At 63.0% G+C, this 16,399-nt stretch carries 12 protein-coding genes; 8 read left to right on the top strand and 4 right to left on the bottom strand.

The genetic code is table 11. The features are described 5' to 3' along the window. Positions 1-19 precede the first annotated feature (19 nt). Genes OLZ32_RS26010 through atzF form a run of 6 tightly spaced genes read left to right on the top strand, consistent with a single transcriptional unit; the run spans position 20 to position 8,495 of the window. Entirely contained in the window at positions 20-838 is an 819-nt protein-coding gene (locus OLZ32_RS26010) for an ABC transporter permease (RefSeq protein WP_264398465.1), read from the top strand. Beyond that, the gene (locus OLZ32_RS26005; protein ID WP_003549187.1) at positions 835-1,665 is read left to right on the top strand and encodes an ABC transporter ATP-binding protein; all 831 of its coding nucleotides are present in this window, start codon (positions 835-837) and stop codon (positions 1,663-1,665) included. The genes OLZ32_RS26010 and OLZ32_RS26005 overlap by 4 nt, the downstream gene beginning before the upstream one ends. Continuing rightward, on the top strand, positions 1,662-2,483 hold the full coding sequence (locus tag OLZ32_RS26000; RefSeq protein WP_264398464.1) for an urea amidolyase associated protein UAAP1: 822 nt from the start codon (positions 1,662-1,664) through the stop codon (positions 2,481-2,483). Before OLZ32_RS26005 ends, OLZ32_RS26000 begins: the two co-directional genes overlap by 4 nt. A gap of 11 nt (positions 2,484-2,494) precedes the next feature. Beyond that, the gene (locus OLZ32_RS25995) at positions 2,495-3,145 is read left to right on the top strand and encodes an urea amidolyase associated protein UAAP2 (protein ID WP_164024627.1); all 651 of its coding nucleotides are present in this window, start codon (positions 2,495-2,497) and stop codon (positions 3,143-3,145) included. Between the two features lie 3 nt (positions 3,146-3,148). After that, positions 3,149-6,688, top strand: coding sequence for an urea carboxylase (uca, locus tag OLZ32_RS25990; RefSeq protein WP_264398463.1), 3,540 nt, complete (start codon positions 3,149-3,151; stop codon positions 6,686-6,688). A gap of 1 nt (position 6,689) precedes the next feature. After that, positions 6,690-8,495: an allophanate hydrolase gene (atzF, locus tag OLZ32_RS25985; RefSeq protein ID WP_003549183.1), complete on the top strand. Its 1,806-nt coding sequence runs from the start codon at positions 6,690-6,692 to the stop codon at positions 8,493-8,495. Between the two features lie 97 nt (positions 8,496-8,592). Here atzF and OLZ32_RS25980 read toward each other — a convergent pair whose 3' ends face one another. Genes OLZ32_RS25980 through OLZ32_RS25970 form a run of 3 tightly spaced genes read right to left on the bottom strand, consistent with a single transcriptional unit; the run spans position 8,593 to position 11,140 of the window. Beyond that, positions 8,593-9,003, bottom strand: coding sequence for a VOC family protein (locus OLZ32_RS25980; RefSeq protein ID WP_003549182.1), 411 nt, complete (start codon positions 9,001-9,003; stop codon positions 8,593-8,595). An 18-nt stretch (positions 9,004-9,021) separates the two neighbouring features. Then, positions 9,022-10,119: a Gfo/Idh/MocA family protein gene (locus OLZ32_RS25975; protein WP_181292293.1), complete on the bottom strand. Its 1,098-nt coding sequence runs from the start codon at positions 10,117-10,119 to the stop codon at positions 9,022-9,024. A gap of 10 nt (positions 10,120-10,129) precedes the next feature. After that, the gene (locus OLZ32_RS25970) at positions 10,130-11,140 is read right to left on the bottom strand and encodes a Gfo/Idh/MocA family protein (RefSeq protein WP_003549180.1); all 1,011 of its coding nucleotides are present in this window, start codon (positions 11,138-11,140) and stop codon (positions 10,130-10,132) included. Between the two features lie 367 nt (positions 11,141-11,507). Here OLZ32_RS25970 and OLZ32_RS25965 point away from each other — a divergent pair, with 367 nt between their 5' ends. Next, positions 11,508-12,668, top strand: coding sequence for a fumarylacetoacetate hydrolase family protein (locus OLZ32_RS25965; RefSeq protein ID WP_222271830.1), 1,161 nt, complete (start codon positions 11,508-11,510; stop codon positions 12,666-12,668). 1 nt (position 12,669) lies between these two features. Here the strand turns inward: OLZ32_RS25965 and scpA are convergent, their stop codons facing one another. After that, positions 12,670-14,808: a methylmalonyl-CoA mutase gene (gene scpA, locus OLZ32_RS25960; RefSeq protein ID WP_264398462.1), complete on the bottom strand. Its 2,139-nt coding sequence runs from the start codon at positions 14,806-14,808 to the stop codon at positions 12,670-12,672. Between the two features lie 232 nt (positions 14,809-15,040). Here scpA and OLZ32_RS25955 point away from each other — a divergent pair, with 232 nt between their 5' ends. After that, positions 15,041-16,399 (top strand): LLM class flavin-dependent oxidoreductase, encoded by a 1,359-nt coding sequence (locus tag OLZ32_RS25955; protein WP_264423503.1) that lies wholly within the window; start codon positions 15,041-15,043, stop codon positions 16,397-16,399.

The raw sequence follows: 16,399 nt of genomic DNA, 5'->3' as shown, positions 1-16,399 counted from the left end.
CATCAGCGGAGCTTTCCTCATGCGCTGGATCAACACGAGGCCGAGCCGGGGCGCGCAGCTTGCCTTGACGCTGGTGCCCTTCGTGCTGCTGATCGTTGCCTACACGGTCGGCTCGGCAGCACGGCTGGCGGAAAACGCCAACGACAAGCTGCTGCCCGGTCTTGCCGGTTTTGCCGATGCGATCGACCGCTTTGCCTTCATCGCCGATCCGCGCACCGGACAATATCTGCTCTGGTCCGATACCGGGGCGAGCCTGGTCCGGCTGTTCGCCGGCCTCGGCATCTCGACGCTTACCGCGCTCGTCATCGGCATGCTGATTGGCATGTTGCCTTATCTGAGAGCCCTGCTCTCGCCCTTCGTCGCCGTCATCTCGATGGTGCCGCCGCTGGCGCTGCTGCCGATCCTGTTCATCGTCATGGGGCTTGGCGAAGCCTCGAAGATCGCGCTTATCGTCATCGGCGTTGCGCCGACGATGATCCGCGACCTTGCGCTGAAGGCGCTGGAACTACCGCGCGAGCAGATCGTCAAGGCTGAAACGCTCGGCGGCTCTTCCTGGCAGATCGGCCTTCGCGTCGTGCTGCCGCAGATCCTGCCGCGGCTGATCACCTGCCTCAGGCTTCAGCTCGGTCCGGCCTGGCTGTTCCTGATCGCGGCCGAGGCGATCTCATCGGATTCCGGCCTCGGCTACCGCATCTTCCTCGTCCGCCGTTATCTCTCGATGGATATCATCTTTCCCTATGTCGTCTGGATCACGCTGCTCGCCGTGATCATGAATTATATCCTCGATCGCATCCGCATCGCCGTCTTCCCCTGGTCTGAGCTGGAGAAGCAGGCATGAGCGAGTTGGTGATCGAAAGGGTCTGGAAAGAGTATGGCGACCAGATCGTCCTCGAAGACGTGTCGCTGACTGTCGCTTCACGCGCCTTCGTCGCCCTTGTCGGCCCGTCCGGCTGCGGCAAGTCGACGTTCCTGCGTATGCTGCTCGGCCAGGAGCGGCCGACGCGAGGAACGATCCTGCTCGACGGGCAAGCCCTGCCCCAGGAGCCGGGGCCGGATCGCGGCGTCGTCTTCCAACGTTACTCCGTCTTCCCGCATCTGACCGTCCTCGGAAACGTGTTGCTCGGGCGGGAACTCTCGGCGTCCCGCTACAAGGCCAAGCTTTTCGGCGCCGCCCGCCGCGACGCCATCGACGAAGCCCGGCGGCTGATTGCCGAAGTCGGCCTTTCCGGCGCCGAGGACAAATATCCAGCACAACTATCAGGCGGCATGCAGCAGCGCCTGGCGCTGGCGCAGGCCCTGATCATGAAGCCGAAGGTGCTGCTGCTCGACGAGCCCTTCGGCGCGCTCGATCCCGGCATCCGCGCCGAGATCCACACCTTGATGAAGCGGCTCTGGCACGAAACACAGATGACCGTCGTCATGGTGACGCACGACATGCGCGAGGCCTTCACGCTGGCGACGCGCGTCGTCGCCTTTGAGCGCAAGCGTGACCGCCCGGAGGAAAAGGAGCGCTACGGCGCGACGATCACCAAGGACATTTCGATCTGGCCGCCCAGGCTTGCCGGCGCGCCCTCCATCTTCAGCCCCGACCGGGACGGCCCGGTCATTTCTCTGGGCCTTCGCCGGGACGACCCGGCTTCCAGTCCGTCAGGAGAAAAACCATGATGCATGTCAGACGTTCGCCCGAGGAGATCGCTGCCAACCGGCAGCGCTACGAGGAACATCAGAAGAAGGGGCTGGAATTTGCCCCGAAGGCCCTGCCGGCGCCGAGCCCCCTTCCCGCCCCCGCCGTCGATGCTACCGCGATCATCCATCAGGAAACCATCCCCGGCGGCTGGTACTGGTCGACCGCGCTGAAGCGCGGCGAGGCTCTCCGCATCGATCAGGGCGAAGGCGGATCGACTGTGGCGCTCGTCGCCTGGAATGCCGCCGACACCAGCGAACGGCTCAATCTCGTCGATACGGTCAAGGTGCAGTGGACGACCGCCCTCGGCAAGGGCCGTGTCATCTTCTCGGATATGGGCCGGGTGATGTTTTCGCTGATCGAGGATAGTTCCGGCGCCCATGACTGCCTGATGGGGGGCTCGACGGCAGCTTCGAACGCTGCAAAATATCCTGGCGCGAAGACCCGCAACACCCGCGACAATTTCGTGCTCGTCGCCGGCAAGCTTGGTCTCGAACGACGCGACATTCCTGCGATTCTCAATCTTTTCGCCCCCGTCCGCGTCGACGATGACGGCGGCTTCCACTGGCGCGGCAAGCTTTCCAACAGCGGCGACTATGCCGAGCTGCGCGCCGAGATGGACATGATCGTCGGCTTCTCCAATTGCCCGCATCCGCTCGATCCCGATCCGGTCTATGCGCCGAAGCCGGTCATCGTCACGCGCTTTCGTGCGCCTGCGCCCGCAGCCGACGACCTCTCGCACACGGCAACCGCCGAAGCCCTTCGCGGCTTCGAGAACAACGCCTCGATGCTGGCCTGAGGAGAATGACGATGACCGATTTCATCAAGACTTCAGCTTCGCACAGCCTCGAAAACGCCGTGCAGGATCATTTCATTCCGGCCGAAGCGCCATGGTCCGGCATCGTCCGCAAGGGCCAGACCATCCGCATCGAGGACAGCTACGGCCAGCAGGCGATCGACACGCTGTTTTATCGTGCCGACGACTTTGCCGAGCGTTATTCCAACCAGGATACGATGCGGGCTCAAGGCGGCGCCTATATCGGCACCGGCACGAAGATCATCTCGAACGAAGGCAACGTCATGCTGGTCATGACGGCCGACAGCTGCGGCCGCCACGACACATCCGCCGGCGCCTGTTCCTGCGAAAGCAACACGGTGCGCTTCGGCCACGGCACCAAATACCTGCATGCCTGCCGCGACAATTTCGTGATCGAGGTGACCAAACACGGCATGAGCAAGCGCGACATCGTGCCGAACATCAATTTCTTCATGAACGTGCCGATCAAGCCGAATGGCGAGATGACCATCGTCGACGGCATTTCCGCGCCCGGCGACTATGTCGAGCTGGTGGCGGAGATGGACGTGCTCTGCGTCATCTCCAACTGCCCGCAGATCAACAATCCCTGCAACGGCTTCGATCCGACGCCGATCCGGGTGCTGATCTGGGACGGCGAGGATTGATCGATGTTCACCAAGGTCCTTATCGCCAATCGCGGCGAAATCGCCGTCCGCGTTATCCGGACATTGGAGAGGATGGGCATCGCCTCGGTCGCCGTCTATTCCGATGCCGACCGGTTCTCGATGCCGGCGCTGACCGCCGACGAGGCCGTACGCCTCGGCCCGGCGCCACCCGCTGAGAGCTATCTCAACGTCGATGCCGTCATCGCCGCCTGCAAGGCGACGGGGGCGCAGGCCGTGCACCCAGGCTACGGTTTCCTCTCGGAGAATATCGGCTTTGCCGAGCGGCTCGCCGCCGAGGGTATCGCCTTCATCGGCCCGCGCCCAGAGCATCTGTCGGCCTTCGGCCTGAAGCATACGGCGCGCGAATTGGCGAAAGCGAGCGGCGTGCCGCTGCTGCCCGGCACCGATCTCTTGCAGAGCGTCGAGGATGCGCTTTCGGCTGCAGAGACCGTCGGTTATCCCGTCATGCTGAAAAGCACGGCCGGCGGCGGCGGCATCGGCATGCAGCTCTGCGCCGATGCGGCAAGCCTCAAGGCCTCCTTCGAGAGCGTGCAGCGGACCGCCCGCGCCAGCTTCGGCGATGCGCGCGTCTATATCGAGCGCTTCGTTGCCGAAGCCCGCCATGTCGAGGTGCAGATCTTCGGCGACGGCAAGGGCGGCGTGATCGCGCTCGGCGAACGAGATTGCTCGCTGCAACGGCGAAACCAGAAGGTCGTCGAGGAGACCCCTGCCCCCGGCCTTTCCTCGGAAACACGGGCGCGGCTGCACAAGGCGGCGGTCGATTTGGGAAGTTCGGTCTCCTATGAATCGGCCGGCACCGTCGAATTCATTTATGATCCCCAGCGCGAGGAATTCTATTTCCTTGAGGTCAACACCCGCCTTCAGGTCGAGCACCCGGTGACGGAAGCCGTCTTCGGCATCGATCTCGTCGAATGGATGATCCGGCAGGCGGCGGGCGAGGACGTGCTCTCGGGTGCGAATGCCCTGACGCCGAAGGGTGCGGCGATCGAGATGCGCATCTACGCCGAGATGCCGCATGCCGATTTCCGCCCGAGCGCTGGCCTGCTGACCGAGGTTGTCTTCCCTGATAATGCTCGCGTCGACGGCTGGATCGAGACGGGAACCGAGGTCACGCCCTTCTATGATCCGATGCTCGCCAAGCTGATCGTGGCGGCGGGAGACCGGCCGGCGGCGATCGAGAAGCTGAAGGCAGCACTCGCCGAAACGTCGATATCAGGCATCGAGACCAATCTCGATTATTTGAGAACGATCGCCGCTTCCGAGCTGCTCGCCGGCGCCAAGGTGGCGACGACGGCGCTGCGCGACTTCACCTTCGTTCCCGATGTCGTCGAGGTGCTTGCGCCGGGTGCCCAATCGAGCATTCAGGAACTGCCGGGCCGGCTCGGCCTTTGGCATGTCGGCGTGCCGCCGAGCGGCCCGATGGACGAACGCTCCTTCCGCCATGCCAATCGGCTGGCCGGCAATGCCGACGTGACGGCTGCGCTTGAATTGACGGTTTCCGGCCCGACATTGCGGTTTTATGCCGATCAGACGATCGCGCTTGCCGGCGCGCGGATGGCGATGACATGCGACGGGACACAGTTGCCGCATGGCGAGCCGGTGCTGATCCGGGCAGGCCAGGTGCTGTCGATCGGGACGATCGAAGGGCCGGGGCAGCGCGCCTATCTCGCTGTCGCCGGTGGTTTTGCGGCACCCGTCGTGCTCGGCTCGCGGGCGACGTTCGGCCTCGGCCAATTCGGCGGCAACGCCACAGGCACGTTGAAGACGGGGCATGTGCTTCATTTTGCCCGGCAGGTGGCAACCGAACCGGCGACGCCCGCAAAGGAGCCGGCCACCTTGACGCGCGAATGGGATGTCGGCGTCGTCTACGGCCCGCACGGCGCGCCAGATTTCTTCGAGGATAACGATATCGAGACGCTGTTCTCGACGGCCTACGAGGTGCATTTCAACAGCGCCCGCACCGGCGTTCGCCTCATCGGCCCTGCCCCGGTTTGGGCACGCCACGATGGCGGCGAGGCGGGGCTGCACCCCTCCAACCTGCACGACAATGCCTATGCGATCGGGGCGATCGATTTCACCGGCGACATGCCGATCATTCTCGGCCCTGACGGCCCGAGCCTTGGCGGCTTCGTCTGCCCGGCGGTGATTGCCCGCGACGAGCAGTGGAAGATGGGCCAGTTCAAGCCCGGCGACCGCATCCGTTTTCATGCCATGGCGCGGCCGGAAGACCCGGTCGCTGGTCCAGCGGTGCGGCGGGTCGCGGAAGAGACGGGTTCGCCGATCGTCGGCATCCGCGAGGACGGACCGGTTTCGGTCGTCTATCGCCGCCAAGGCGACGACAACCTGCTCGTCGAATACGGGCCGATGACGCTTGATATCGCGCTCCGACTGCGGGTGCATCTGCTGATGCAGGCCGTTGTCGAGGCTCGCCTTCCGGGCATCGTCGACCTTACCCCCGGCATCCGCTCGCTGCAGATCCATTATGACGGCACGCAGCTGACGCGCCGGCGCCTGCTCGGGCTGCTCTCCGAGATCGAGGCGACGCTGCCGGCGGCACAGGAAGTCACCGTGCCGAGCCGCATCCTTCATCTGCCGCTTTCCTGGAACGATCCGGATGCGGAGCTTGCGATGCGCAAATATCAGGAGCTCGTGCGCCCAAATGCGCCCTGGTGCCCGTCGAATATCGAGTTCATCCGCCGCATCAACGGCCTTCCTGACGAACAGGCCGTTCGCGATATCGTCTTCGATGCGAGCTACCTCGTGCTCGGTCTCGGCGACGTCTATCTCGGCGCGCCGGTTGCGACCCCTGTTGATCCGCGCCATCGCCTCGTGACGACGAAATACAATCCGGCCCGCACCTGGACGCCTGAGAACGCCGTCGGCATCGGCGGCGCCTATATGTGCATCTACGGCATGGAAGGACCGGGCGGCTACCAGCTCTTCGGTCGCACCATCCAGGTCTGGAACACCTGGCGGGAGACACCGGCCTTTGCCAGGGGCAAACCCTGGCTGCTGAACTTCTTCGACCAGATCCGTTTCTTCCCTGTTAGTAACCAGGAATTGACGGAGGCGCGCGCCGCCTTCCCGCATGGCGGCTATCCGATCAGGATCGAGGAGACGGAATTCTCCTATGCCGCCTACGAGAAGGAATTGCAGGCGAACGCGGCGTCGATCGGCCGTTTCAAGGTAACGCAGCAGGCCGCCTTCGATACTGAGCGCCAGCGTTGGAAGGAAGCCGGGCTCGACAGCTTCGTCACCGACGAAGGCACGGGCGAAAGTCCGGATGGGGATATTCCCGACGGTTGCTTCGGTGTTGCCAGCGCCGTGCCCGGCAATATCTGGAAATTGCTGGTCGAGCCGGGCGCCTCGGTTGCGGCCGGCGATACACTCGCCATCATCGAATCGATGAAAATGGAAATCAACGTCACCGCCCATGCGGCAGGCCGCGTCCGCGATCTGCGCGCCGGGCCGGGAAGAAACGTCAAAGCCGGCGATATCATCGTCGTTCTGGAGGAATGCTGACATGCTGCCGACCATCCTCGATCTCTCAAGCCTTCGCGCCGCCTATCAATCCGGCCTGACGCCGCTCAACGCCATCGAAGAGGTGATCGCGCGGCGTGCCGCCTCGAAGGATCCGGCAATCTTCATCACGCCGGTGCCGGATGACGAGCTGCGCGCTGCCGCGAAAGCGCTGATGGTACGCGCGCCTGAGGCAAACAGCCTTCCGCTCTGGGGCGTTCCCTTCGCTGTCAAAGACAATATCGATGCCGCCGGCCTGCCGACGACTGCCGCCTGCCCGGCCTATGCGTATCGGCCGGAAGCGGACTCCACCGTCGTTGCCCGGTTGAAGGCGGCCGGCGCCATCATCATCGGCAAGACCAATCTCGACCAGTTCGCGACCGGCCTCAACGGCACGCGCTCGCCCTATGGCGCGCCGCGTTCGGTATTCGATGCGGCCTATATCTCCGGCGGATCGAGTTCCGGATCATCAGTCACGGTTGCTTCCGGCCTCGCCGCCTTCGCACTCGGCACCGATACGGCGGGCTCCGGCCGGGTGCCGGCTGCCTTCAACAATCTGGTCGGCATCAAGCCGACGCCGGGTCTCTTGCCGAATACCGGCGCCATACCGGCCTGCAAGAGCGTCGATTGCATCACGATCTTTGCCGCGACCGTCGGCGACGGTGTCGCGATCCGCAAGGTCGCCGAAGGCTTCGATGCCGCCGATGCTTTCTCGCGTCGCGCCACGCCGGCGAACCTGCCGGTATCGGGCTTGCGCATCGGCGTTCTCACCGATGCCGAACGGGAATTCTTCGGCGACAAGGAGGTGGAGGCGCTCTACGACCAGGCGATCGAGCGGGCCAGAGGGCTCGGCGCCACCATCGTGCCTTTCGATTACGCCCCATTCCGCGAGGCGGCCGCCCTTCTCTATGACGGGCCGTGGGTCGCCGAACGTCTGGCGGCGGTGGAGACCTTCCTCGCCACCAACGCCGCCGATTTCGATCCAACCGTCAGAGGGATCATCGAGGGCGCCAAGGGCAAGACCGCGGTCGAGGCTTTCAACGGCCGATACCGGCTCGAGGAACTGCGCCGTAAGACCGAGGCCGAATGGGAAAAGGCCGACGTGCTTCTGCTGCCGACGGCGCCGACCACCTACACGGTCGCCGACATGCTGGCCAATCCCGTCGTGCTCAACGGCCGCCTCGGTCGCTACACCAATTTCGTCAACCTGCTCGATTGCGCGGCGATCGCCGTTCCGGCCGGCTTCGGAAAAGGTGGCCTGCCGGGCGGGGTGACGGTGATTGCGCCTGCCTTCACCGACGATGCTCTGGCGCCGCTTGCCGATGCGCTGCACCGTGCAGCAGGTTCCGGCATGGGCATCGACCGGCAGGCGGCAATACCGGAAGCGAGCCGTGTCGTGCCTGGCGATGACGGTTTCATCGAAATCGCGGTCGTCGGTGCGCATCTGACCGGCATGCCGCTCAATCACGAACTGGCAGGCTCGGGCGGGCGTCTGGTCAAGACCTGCCGCACGGCCGGGGATTATCGCCTCTTCGTTCTGCCCAATACCACGCCGCCGAAACCGGGGCTGCTGCGCGAACCCGGGCACAAGGGTCAGGGGCTGGAGGTCGAGGTCTGGGCACTGCCGGCCGATGCTTTCGGCAGGTTCGTCCAGAAGATTCCGGCACCCCTCGGCATCGGTAAGCTTACGCTCGAAGACGGTTCCAGCGTCTCCGGCTTCGTCTGCGAGGCGCATGCGGTGAAAGGTGCCGAGGAAATCACCGCGCTTGGCGGCTGGCGCAACTATATCAGCGCCAAGCTGGCGAGCTGAGGAGAGTCTTGCATGGCGGCAAAACTCATCCGGCGCCTGATCGATCTGCTGCGGGACGGTCTGACCGCCCGCAGCGAAGCGATCGGCAGCACCTGTGTCAGCCCTGGCGGTTCAGAGAACGTTCGGCAAGCTCGACGATAATGCCGTCGGGATCGCGAACGAAGGCGATCTTGTTCAGCATCTCGGAGTGGACGGCGAAGCGCGGCCGCTCCTTGATCTCGATGCCCGCCTGTTCAAGGCGGGCGAAGGTCTCTTCGACATTGTCGAAACAGAAGGTGAGGTGCCGGACGCCGGCCGTATCGTCAGGCACGTCCACCGCCGTCGACGCGCCGCCTGGCGGCGCAAAGACCTCCAGCATGCCGCCGCCTGCATCGAGGAACGCGACCCGCATGCCATTCGCCATTGTCTTGCGCAGCACGAGGCTGAGGCCGAGCAGGCCACAGTAGAAATCGATGGTGCGGTCCATGTCGCTGACCGTCATGCCGACATGCTCGAAGGATTTCAGCATGGGAGCGCCCTTCCCGGTTCAGACGGTGGCAGCAGCCCGCCATTCTCCTGCCGGAAGCCAGGAGCGATAGAGCGGATGATCGGCGGCGATCGGCATCGGCGTCGGTTGTCCGGTTCGCTGCGAGAAGTAGGCGGCCGTTACCAGTTCCAGCGAATTGCGGGCATCCTGCAGCGTCACCGGTGGGTCGGTGTCCTCGACAATCGCCTTGTGGAAGAGCTCGAACTGACGGGTGTAGCCATCCTCGCCAGGCACATAGGCGGCGAGCACTTCGTCGATCCGCGCCTGATGTTCCTCCGTCCCGGCGACGAACGTCCACGGATCACGGCCCATCGTATAGGGTTCGATGATGCTTTCGGCGACGAGGTCGTTGAAGCAGAAGCGCAGCCGCGAGATTTCCTTGCGCGAGCCGAGCGTCATCGACAGCGTCGCCAGCGAGCCGTTCTGCATCTTCACCGAAAGGGCTGCCGTGTCCTCGACCTCGATCGGATTGACCAGCGTCGCCCCATAGGAAAACACCTCGGCGCAGGGACCGTGCACATAATTCAACATGTCATGGGCGTGGATGGCGTGGCCGAGAAGGCCGCCGCCGAGTTCGCTCGCCCATTTGCCGCGCCATGGCACGGCATAATAATCCGGGCCGCGCCACCAATGTGTCTCGATCGTCGTCAGGAACGGCTTGCCGGCAAGGCCGCGCTCGATCAGCAGTTTCAGTTTCTGCAGACCGGAACCGTAGCGATACTGGAAGATCGGCATCAGCTTCTTGCTGGGGAAGCGGGCAAGGATACGCCCCATCTCGTCGACCTCGGCGATCGAGCCGAAGAGCGGCTTCTCGCAGATCACGTGCTTGCCTGACTCGATACCCTTGCGGCAGAGTTCGAAATGCGAACTCGGCGGCGTCGAAATGTCGATGATGTCGAGATCGTCGCGGGCAAACAGCGAATCCGCATCCTGCGTGTATTCGGCAATGCCGAACTCCTCGCACAGCGCTCTGCCGCGTTCCTCGTCGAGCGAGCAGAGCACGGGGACTTCGAAAAGCTCCTTGTTCCAGCCGAAGCCGGCCAGATGCCGCGCAGCGATGCCTGCGCCGATGACGCCGACGCGCAATTTCCTGGTCATGATTTCCTCCTCAGCGAGCGCCGATGCGCGCGGCTTTCGCCTGGGCTTCGAGCGAAAGACGGCAGACTTCAAAAACGTGATCCTGGGTCATCGCCGTCTGTGTGCGGTTGCCGACGTCGGCGGTGAAAGCGTCGAAATAGTCGAGTTTTTCGCCACTGCAATCGATATGGGTCATTTCCTTGCCGTTGACCAGGAAGAGGTGATCCTTGCCCGGCCGGCCGGCGATATCGATATATTTGCGCAGTTCGATGTAGCCTTCGGTGCCGAGGATGGTCAGGCGCCCGTCACCCCAGGTCGGCAGCGCCTCCGGCGTGAACCAGTCGACTCGCACATAGCCCGCCGCCTTGTCGGAGCGCAGAAGCACCTCGCCGAAATCCTCGAAAGCGGGCTTGTCGGGCATGCCGAAATTGCCGATCGAGCTTGCGATGACCTCGCCTGTGGTCGAGCCGGTATAAAACAGGAACTGGTCGACCTGGTGCGAAGCGATATCGACGATGATGCCGCCGAAGGCTTCGGGATCGAAGAACCAGTCCGGCCGGGTCGGCAGTTGCAGCCGGTGTGGACCGACGCCGAGCGTCTGGATCACCTTGCCGATCGCGCCTTCAGCGACGAGCTTGCCGGCCTTGACGGCGGAGCGGACGCAGTGGCGCTCGGAAAAGCAGATCGAGAAGATCTTGCCGGTCTCGGCAACGGTACGCCTGACGTCCTCGAGTTGGGCGAAGGTCGTCACGCCCGGCTTGTCGGTCATCACATCCTTGCCCGACCTCATTGCGCGGATGGCAAGCCCGGCACGATCACGCGGAATCGCGGAAATGCAGATGACATCGATCGACGGATCGTCGAACAGCTTTTGCCTGTCGATCTGCGGCGCGTCAGGATAGGTCTTCTCGAAGGCCTCGCGCAACGCCGGCACTGAGGTCTGCGGGCAATAGCCGACGAACTCGCCACCTGCGGCCAGCAATCCCTTTACGTGATCGAACGTGTGCCCATGGTCGATTCCGACGACGGCAAATCTCAACATCGCTGCAATATCCTCCTGGGATTTTCGTGTGGCCGGCTGATGCCAGCCTCCTCCATGTTGGGCAAAACAGATAACGAAAGCCGGCTCCTGTCAAGGCGAGATGAAGGGCAAAATCGTCACAGCGTGTATTTAAATATCTGAAATATAACAGTTATTTTGTATCTAAATAGTTATTTTGTGAGCTTTTGCAATTGGATTCCCGAGGAAGTCAGCCGCCCGAGCCGATCAGGCGAAAGTCTTTTTCCCCGACGCATCTTGCCCCTTCTCCATGAATGTGATCGATTTCGGCTGCCGCCGGGCTGGAGGGCGGCAACACCCCGCAATGTTTTGAAGAGCGCTCCCCGCTCGCCTGTGACGGAAGATCACCATGTCTCAACCTCTGCTCGATGTCGCCGCTTCGGATGGTCTTTTTGTCGGTCGCATCTGGAATCCCGAAGTGCAGGGACCGAGCATTGTGATGTTACGCGAGGGTATGCTGGTCGACATCACGTCGCGCGAGGCGCCGACGCTGAGCGCCCTGCTCGAGCTGCAGGATGCCGCCGCCTTCGTCCGTGCCGCAAGCGGCAAGGCGATCGGCTCGCTGGCGGACATCGCCGCTAACAGTACCGGAGCTCCGGATCAAACGCGCCCTTATCTCCTTGCGCCCGTCGACCTGCAGGCAGTCAAGGCCTGCGGCGTTACCTTTGCGCAGTCGATGATCGAGCGCGTCATTGAGGAGAAGGCCGCCGGCAGTCCGGAACGCGCCGCATCGATCCGCGAGCGTGTCAGCACGCTGATCGGCGGCAGCCTCACCAATCTGAAGGCCGGTTCGCCGGAGGCCGCCAAGGTCAAGCAGGCATTGATCGACGAGGGCATGTGGTCGCAATATCTCGAGGTGGGCATCGGGCCTGATGCCGAAGTCTTCACCAAGGCGCCGGTGCTTTCCTCCGTCGGCTGGGGTGCCGATGTCGGCCTGCATCCGATCTCGACTTGGAACAATCCCGAGCCGGAAGTCGTGCTCGCGGTCAATAGCCGCGGCGAAATCAAGGGCGCGACGCTCGGCAACGACGTCAATCTGCGTGACGTCGAGGGCCGCTCGGCACTGCTGCTCGGCAAGGCCAAGGATAACAACGCCTCCTGCTCGATCGGTCCTTTCATCCGCCTGTTCGATGCCGATTACAGCCTGGATGACGTACGCAAGGTCGAACTCGACCTAAAAGTCACCGGCCAAGATGGTTTCGTGCTGCATGGCAAGAGTTCGATGTCACAGATCAGCCGCGACCCGACCGATCTCGTCAAGCAGACTGTCGGCGCCCATCATCAATATCCTGACGGTTTCATGCTTTTCCTCGGCACGCTGTTTGCGCCAACGCAGGACCGCGACGCGCCGAAGCAAGGCTTCACCCACAAGATCGGCGATGTCGTCGAGATTTCCTCGGCAGGCCTCGGCGCCCTCGTCAACACCGTGCGCCTTTCCACCGAATGCCCGCCCTGGACCTTCGGCATTTCGGCGCTGATGAGCAATCTGGCAAAGCGCGGTCTTCTCTAAATTACTGATTCCGTCGCCTGCCCTGCAGCAAGTCAAGGACGGAGTTTGCCGCCTCGAGAACATTTGTACCCGGGCCGAATACGGCTGCAACGCCGTGTTCATGCAGGAATTCATAGTCCTGCCGCGGGATGACACCGCCGCAGACGACAATGATATCACCACCGCCCTGTTCCCTCAGCCTGTCGATCAGCTGCGGCAGCAGCGTCCTGTGACCGGCCGCCAATGACGAGACGCCGACGACATTGACCTTTTCGCTGAGCGCGACGCCGGCGGCTTCCTCCGGTGTCTGGAAGAGAGGACCGGCGAGCACATCGAAGCCGATATCGCCGAAGGCCGAGGCGATCACCTTGGCGCCTCGGTCGTGTCCGTCCTGGCCGAGCTTGGCGACCATGATCTTCGGCCGGTGCCCCATGGCTTCCGTCACCTCCGTCATACGAGTCTTGAGCACGGCGAGTTCCGGCTCATTTTCATACGCTTGGCCATAGACGCCCTTGATCACCACAGGCGTGGCGGCGTGATCGCCGAAGGCATCGCGCATCGCGTCCGATATCTCGCCGACCGTGGCGCGGGCGCGGGCCGCCTCGATGGCGGCTTCCAGCAGGTTGCCCTTGCCGTTCTGTGCGATCTCCGCCAGGGCGGCCAGCGTCTCGCGCACGGTTCCGCCGTCGCGGCGCCGCTTGGTTTCCTCGATACGTCTGATCTGCGCTTTGCGTACTGCGCTATTGTCGATCTCCAGAATGTCGATCGGCTGCTCGTTGTCGAGCCTGTAGCGGTTGACGCCGACGATGACCTCCTCGCCCTTGTCGACGGCTGCCTGGCGGCGCGCGGCCGCTTCCTCGATCAACCGTTTCGGCAGGCCTTCATTGACGGCTTTCGTCATGCCGCCGAGTGCTTCCACCTCCTCGATCAACGCCCAGGCTTTGTCGGCAAGCTCCTTCGTCAGGCTCTCGACGTAATAGGAGCCCGCCAGCGGATCGATCACCTTGGTGACGCCGGTTTCGTGGCTCAGGATCAACTGCGTGTTGCGGGCGATGCGGGCGGAAAATTCCGTCGGCAGCGCGATTGCCTCGTCGAAGGAGTTGGTATGCAGCGACTGCGTGCCGCCGAGCACGGCCGACATGGCCTCGAAAGCGGTGCGGATGATGTTGTTATAGGGATCCTGTTCCTGCAACGAGACGCCGGAGGTCTGGCAATGGGTGCGCAGCATCAGCGAGGAAGCCTTCTTCGGCTCGAACTCCTCCATGATGCGGGTCCAGAGCAGCCGGGCGGCGCGAAGCTTGGCCGCCTCCATGAAGAAGTTCATGCCGATCGCAAAGAAGAAGGAGAGCCTGCCGGCGAAATCATCGACATTGAGGCCCTTGGCGATCGCCGCCCTGACATATTCGCGACCGTCGGCCAGCGTGAAGGCCAGTTCCTGCACCAGCGTCGCGCCGGCTTCCTGCATGTGATAGCCGGAGATCGAGATCGAGTTGAATTTCGGCATCTCCTTGGCCGTATATTCGATGATGTCGGCAACGATCCGCATCGACGGTTCGGGCGGATAGATATAGGTGTTGCGGACCATGAACTCCTTGAGGATGTCGTTTTGGATGGTCCCCGAAAGGTCGGCTCGTGGAACGCCCTGCTCCTCGCCGGCCACGATGAAGGAGGCGAGGATCGGGATGACGGCGCCGTTCATGGTCATCGACACCGACATTTCGCCGAGCGGAATGCCGTCGAACAGGATCTTCATGTCTTCGACGCTGTCGATGGCCACACCCGCCTTGCCGACATCGCCCTCGACGCGCGGATGGTCGCTGTCATAACCACGGTGGGTGGCAAGATCGAAGGCGACCGACAGGCCCTTCTGGCCGGCGGCGAGATTGCGGCGATAAAAGGCGTTCGATTCCTCTGCCGTCGAGAAGCCGGCATATTGGCGGATCGTCCAAGGCCGGCCGGCATACATCGTCGCGCGCGGGCCGCGGGTGAAAGGCGAAAAACCAGGAAGCGAACCAAGGTGCCCGGCGCCGTCGAGATCCTCGGCCGTATAGAGCGGCTTGACGGCAATGCCTTCCGGCGTCTGCCAGGTCAGCGTTTCGGGCGAGGTGCGCAGTTCCTTTTGCGCAAGCTCCGCCCAATCCGACAGCGTCTTCTTCGTCATGTGGTTCCTCCGGCTTTTTTCATCCCCACCCTACCATTTCACAGGCTCATCGTGCGATAGAGCCCGAAGAGGATGATTTTAGGCCGAGCCGGCTAAAATCTGAATCCTGTTCTACATTATATAGTTAGAGCATGACGTCGTCCGAAAACCGCTCACACTTTTCGGCATCATGCTCCAGGATAATTAATGCGGCAAATCCTTGATTTCTATTGCCGGCTTTGGGAACCGCCTCATGAAGACAATGCAGATCTATGCCTTCGACATGAACTGCGTCGGGCACATCAACCACGGTCTGTGGACGCATCCGCGCGACCGCTCAGCGCACTATACCGATCTCGACTACTGGACGGAGTTTGCCAAGACCGCGGAACGCGGCAAGCTGGACGGCATCTTCCTGGCCGATATCGTCGGTGTCTATGACGTCTACAGGGGCAGTCCGGCGCCGGTGATCGAGACGGGCGTACAGATCCCGGTCAATGATCCGCTGATCCCGATTTCGGCGATGGCCTATGTTACGAAACATCTGGGTTTCGGCGTGACCGTCAACACCACCTATGAGCCACCCTTCCTGCTGGCGCGCCGCATGTCGACGCTCGACCATCTGACCAAGGGGCGGATCGGCTGGAACATCGTCACCGGTTATCTCGACAGTGCGGCCCGCAGCATGGGTTTCGACAAGCTGCCGGAACATGATGCGCGTTACGACGCAGCCGAAGAATATCTCGAAATTCTCTACAAGCTCTGGGAAGGCAGTTGGGACGACGATGCGGTGCTGCGTGACAACGCGGGCGGCACCTATGCGGATCCCTCCAAAGTGCGCTCTGTCCGTCACGACGGTAAATATTACCGGATGGAGGGCATTCATCTTTCCGAGCCCTCTCCGCAGCGCACGCCCCTGCTCTTCCAGGCCGGCGCCTCGGCACGCGGGCAGGATTTCGCCGCACGTCACGCCGAATGCGTCTTCATTGCCGGGCCGAATCCCAAGGCGGCCAAGCCGACCGTCGATGCGCTGCGGGCGAAGGCGACGGAATTCGGCCGCGGCGCCGACGCATTGAAGATCCTGAGCCTGATCACCGTCGTCGTCGGGCGGACGGAGAAGGAAGCACGGGACAGACTGGAGGACTACCGCCGCCATGCGAGCGTCGAGGCTTCGCTTGCGCATTACTCCGCTTCGACAGGCATCGACTTTTCGAAGTATGGATTGGACGACGTCATCGACCAGAGCTCGACCAACGCCAATCAATCCGCACTTGCGGCCATCACGAAACAGGCGCCAAAGCCGGTGACGCTGCGTGACATCATCGACCAGATGGTGCTCGGCAGCCGGATGAAGCCGATAGTGGGTTCGCCGGAGCAGATCGCCGATCATCTCGCGACATGGATCGAGGAGGGTGGCATCGACGGCTTCAATCTGGCGCGGACAGTGGCGCCGGAAAGCCTGCGCGATTTCGTCGACCTGGTGGTGCCGGTGCTGCAGGAGCGCGGCGTCTTCAAGGCGGACTATGCTGCAGGACCCTTGCGGCAGAAGCTTTTCGGCAGCGGGAACGGCAGGTTGCCCGCTGCTCATCCCGCTGCCCAGTTCCGGCGCTGA

The sequence above is a fragment of the Rhizobium acaciae genome, from assembly GCF_025941625.1.
Classification (GTDB): domain Bacteria; phylum Pseudomonadota; class Alphaproteobacteria; order Rhizobiales; family Rhizobiaceae; genus Rhizobium; species Rhizobium acaciae.
The sequence above is the reverse complement of the archived record's forward strand: the minus strand, read 5'-3'. Positions and strand labels throughout refer to the sequence as shown.